The organism is Phenylobacterium sp. (assembly GCF_036263695.1).
Lineage (GTDB): Bacteria > Pseudomonadota > Alphaproteobacteria > Caulobacterales > Caulobacteraceae > Phenylobacterium.
Genome location: NZ_DATAGM010000379.1, coordinates 1 through 4,214 on the forward strand (window position 1 = coordinate 1; position 4,214 = coordinate 4,214).

At 69.8% G+C, this 4,214-nt stretch carries 3 protein-coding genes; all 3 read left to right on the forward strand.

Annotated elements, in window-relative coordinates:
* The first annotated feature begins 80 nt into the window (after positions 1-80).
* Complete coding sequence (locus VHK87_RS15440) at positions 81-941, forward strand: sigma-70 family RNA polymerase sigma factor (RefSeq protein ID WP_329635781.1); 861 nt, start codon at positions 81-83, stop codon at positions 939-941.
* 59 nt (positions 942-1,000) lie between these two features.
* A complete protein-coding gene (gene dnaG, locus VHK87_RS15445; protein ID WP_329635782.1) occupies positions 1,001-2,893 on the forward strand; it encodes a DNA primase in 1,893 nt (630 codons plus the stop codon).
* Positions 2,894-2,973: 80 nt separating this feature from the next.
* On the forward strand, positions 2,974-4,214 hold a 1,241-nt coding region (locus VHK87_RS15450), incomplete at its 3' end, for an RNA polymerase sigma factor region1.1 domain-containing protein (RefSeq protein ID WP_329635783.1).

The following is a 4,214-nucleotide window of genomic DNA, read 5'->3' on the forward strand; positions in this document are numbered from 1 at the left end:
GGCCTGCTCGCGCATCGTCGTGGCGGGCGAGGCGGCGCCGGTGGTGCACCCGCCGGCGCTGGCGGCGTAAGGTGGTCGCGATGGACCGGACCGCTACCTTCGAGGCGCACCGGCCGCGGCTGACGCGGCTGGCCTACCGGATGCTGGGCTCGGTGGCCGAGGCCGAGGATGCGGTGCAGGACGCCTGGCTGCGCTGGAGCGGGGCAGGGGAAGACATCGCCGACCCGGAAGGCTGGCTGGTCCGCGCCACCAGCCGCCTGTGTATAGACCGGCTGCGGGCCGCCAAGGTGCGGCGCGAGGCCTACCGCGGCCCGTGGCTGCCCGAGCCGCTGATCGAGGAACTGACCGCCGACCCCGTGGAGCGGGCCGAGGACGTCTCCATCGCCTTCCTGCTGGCGCTGGAGCGGCTCTCGCCTCTAGAGCGGGCGGTCTTCCTGCTGCACGACGTGTTCGACGAGGACTACGCCTCCGTCGCCGAGACGCTGGGCCGCAGTGAGGCGGCCGTGCGCCAGCTGGCCAGCCGGGCCAGGTCCCACGTCAAGGATACGCGCCCGCGCTTCTCGGTGAGCCAGGAGGAGGTGAGCCGGCTGGCGATGGCTTTCATGGCCGCGGCCTCGAACGGGGACGTCGCCGCCCTGAACGAACTCCTGGCCGAGGACGCGGTGATGATCACCGACGGCGGCGGCAAGCGGAAGGCCTCGCTGCGCCCGCTGATCGGCCGCGAAGACGTCCTGCGACTGCTGCAGGGGCTGGCCTGGCGCGAGGCCGAACCCTACGCGGCCCTGGAGCTCAAGCCCGTCCGCATCAACGGCTACTTCGGCGTGATCCTGGTGCGCGAGGACGGGCCGGCCACGGTCGCCTTCGAGCCCGGCCCGGACGGCAAGCTCAAGGGCATCTACATGGTCCGAAACCCAGACAAGCTGGGTCACCTGCCGGCCTGAGCCCCGCGGCGTTAAGCGATCGGGACTCAGCGGCCGGGCGCGATCTATGCTGCGCGACCGTGCGCTTCGACGAGCGATTCCTAGACGAGATCAAAGCCCGCCTCCGCCCCTCGGACGTGATCGGGCGGAGCGTGAAGCTGCGCAAGCAGGGCCGCGAGTACGTCGGCCTCTCGCCCTTCAACAAGGAGAAGACGCCGTCCTTCTACGTCAACGACGAGAAGGGCCAGTTCTTCGATTTCTCGTCCGGCAAAAACGGCGACCTGATCACCTTCCTGCAGGAGACCGAGCGGCTCACCTTCGCCGAGGCGGTGGAGCGGCTCGCCGCCGAGGCGGGCCTCGCCTTACCCACGCCCGACCCCGAGTCCGCCCGCCAGGAGCAGAAGCGCCAGGGCCTGGCCGACTGGCTGGAGCTCGCCGCCCAGTGGTTCGAGGCCGAGCTGAGACGGCCGGTCGGGCGGGAGGCGCGCGCCTATCTGGAGAAGCGCGGCCTTCCTGAAAGCGAGTGGAAGCGCTTCCGGCTGGGCTATGCGCCGGGCGGGCGCACCGCCTTGAAGGACTACCTTGTCGCCAAGGGCGCCCGGCCCGCCGAACTGGTGGAGTCGGGGCTGCTGATCGCCCCGGAGAGCGGGGGCGCGCCCTACGACCGGTTCCGCGACCGGATCATCTTCCCGATCACCGACGGGCGCGGGCGGGTGGTCTCGTTCGGCGGCCGGGCGATGGACCCGCAGGAGCGGGCCAAATACCTCAACGGCCCGGAGAGCCCGCTCTTCCACAAGGGCGCCAACCTCTACGGCCTGCCCGAGGCGCGCCGGATCCTCGGCGCCGCGCCCTCGGGAGAGGCGCCGCCGCTGGTGGTGGTCGAGGGCTACATGGACGCCATCGCCTGCCAGCGGGCCGGGGTCGCGGGCGTGGCCCCGCTGGGCACGGCGCTGACCGAGGACCAGATGGATATCCTCTGGCGGCTGCATCCGGAGCCGACCCTCTGCTTCGACGGCGACCGGGCCGGCGCCCAGGCCGCCTCCAGGGCCATCGACCGGGCCCTGCCGCTGCTGAAGCCCGGCCGCAGCCTGAAGTTCTCCATCGTCGAGGGCGGCAAGGATCCCGACGACGTGCTTCGCGAGCAGGGGCCGGCGGCGCTGAAGAGCCAGCTCTCCCAGACCACCGCCTTCGTCGACGCGCTGTTCGCCCGCGAGCGGGACATGGAGCCCTACGACACGCCCGAGCGCCGGGCCGGATTGAAGGGCCGGCTGCGAAAGGCCGCCTCGCTGATCCAGGACGCGGACCTGGCCCAGGCTTACCGCGACGAGCTCCTGAGGCGCTTCGACGCGCTGTTCGAGCGGCCCGCGCGTCAGGCGCCGCAACCCGGCCCCGGCGGGCGGCGGGCGCGGAACCGCCGCGAGTGGGAGGAGCCCTGGCGGGTGCTGCCCTCCACCCCCGAAGGCAAGGCCGCGGCCCGTAACCTCGCGCATGGAATGGACTTCCTGGCCGCCGCGATGGCGCTCTACGCCGTTCGCGATCCGCCCATTCTGGACGACCATCTGGAGGATGCTCTGACCGCGGACGGCTTCGGGGAAGCTGCATTGTCCGAAATGGTAAGAGAAATCATCCGCCTGCGCCTGGAGGCCGAGCACCTTGACACGGCGTCACTCACACGCCATCTGCGATCCTGCGGGTTTAGCGAGCTATTGACAGACATCGACCGGGCCGCCGCGAAGTCGGGCGCGCCCTTCCTCCAAGAGGATGTCTCCCTCAGTGCCGCCAGAGCCCAGTGGTCGCAGGCCTTCGACGCATTGTCGCAGCTGTCTGCGTTGGAACAGGACCTGGCCAGCGCCAAACGTGCGCTCGAAGCCGGCAGTTCCGACGCTGCCCGCTTCATGCGCCTGAAGGCTGAGCGCGACGCACTGACGCGCGCAATAAGGACGGGAACGATTTGGAAGGACCCAGGGTCTTAAAGCCCGAGGTCCTTGCGTACGGCCCATTAAGCATGTCCGGCCCCGTTCTTGCAGGGGATTTGGCCGGATTGGAGAAGTCGATGAGCACCACGGCGGCCGAAGCTGAAGCCACTCCGAACGCAGTCGAAGGTCAGGGCGGCGACGGGCCGCTGCTCGACCTTACCGATGCTGCGGTCAAGAAATTCATCAAGCAGGCCAAGGCCCGCGGCTACGTCACGATGGACGAGCTGAACAAGGTTCTCCCCTCCGAGGAAGTCACCTCCGAGGCGATCGAGGACACCCTCGCCATGCTGTCGGAAATGGGCGTCAACGTCGTCGAGGCCGAAGAAGACGCCGAGGGCGGCGAGGTCGCGACGCGCGAGGAGACCGCGGTCGTCGAGACCACCAAGGAGCCGGCCTACGATCGTACCGACGACCCGGTGCGGATGTACCTGCGCGAGATGGGCTCGGTGGAGCTGCTGTCGCGCGAGGGCGAAATCGCCATCGCCAAGCGCATCGAGGCCGGCCGCGACACGATGATCCGGGGCCTGTGCGAAAGCGCCCTGACGTTCGAAGCCATCATGGTCTGGCGCGAGGAGCTCGGCTCCGGCCGCATCCTGCTGCGCGAAGTGATCGACCTCGAGCAGACCTACGGCGGCCTGAACGGCGCCGCCGCCCCCGCCCCGGCCGAAGAAGTCGAGGAGCCGGAAGAGGCCAAGGCCGAAGGCGAGGAAGGCGAAGCCGGCGGCGAGAGCGACGACGACTTCGACGACGGCGCCGGCCCGACGATCAGCGCCATGGAGGCGGAGCTGCGCGAAGGGGTGATGGCCACTCTCGACGCCATCGCCGCCGAGTTCGAGAGCTTCCGCGCCCTGCAGGAGAAGCTGGTCGCCCAGAAGCTGGCCGGCCAGGACCTGTCGGACGCCGACCGCAAGGCCTACAACGCCGCCACCTCGGCCATCGTCCAGCACCTGAAGACGCTGAAGCTGAACAACGCCCGGATCGAGGCGCTGGTCGAGCAGCTCTACGCCATCAACAAGCGGCTGGTCGGCCTGGAAGGCCGGCTGTTCCGCCTGGCCGACAGCTACGGCATCAGCCGCGGTGAATTCCTGAAGGCCTACCTCGGCTCCGAGATGACCCCCGACTGGGGCGACAAGGTCAAGGAGCTGGGCGTCCGCTGGAGCAAGTTCGCCCAGAACGACGCCGGCCAGATCGCCGACATCCGCGCCGAGATCGCCGCCCTGGCCCAGGAAACGGGCGTGCCGATCGACGACTATCGCCGCATCGTCCAGACCGTGCAGAAGGGGGAGCGGGAGGCCCGTCAGGCCAAGAAGGAGATGGT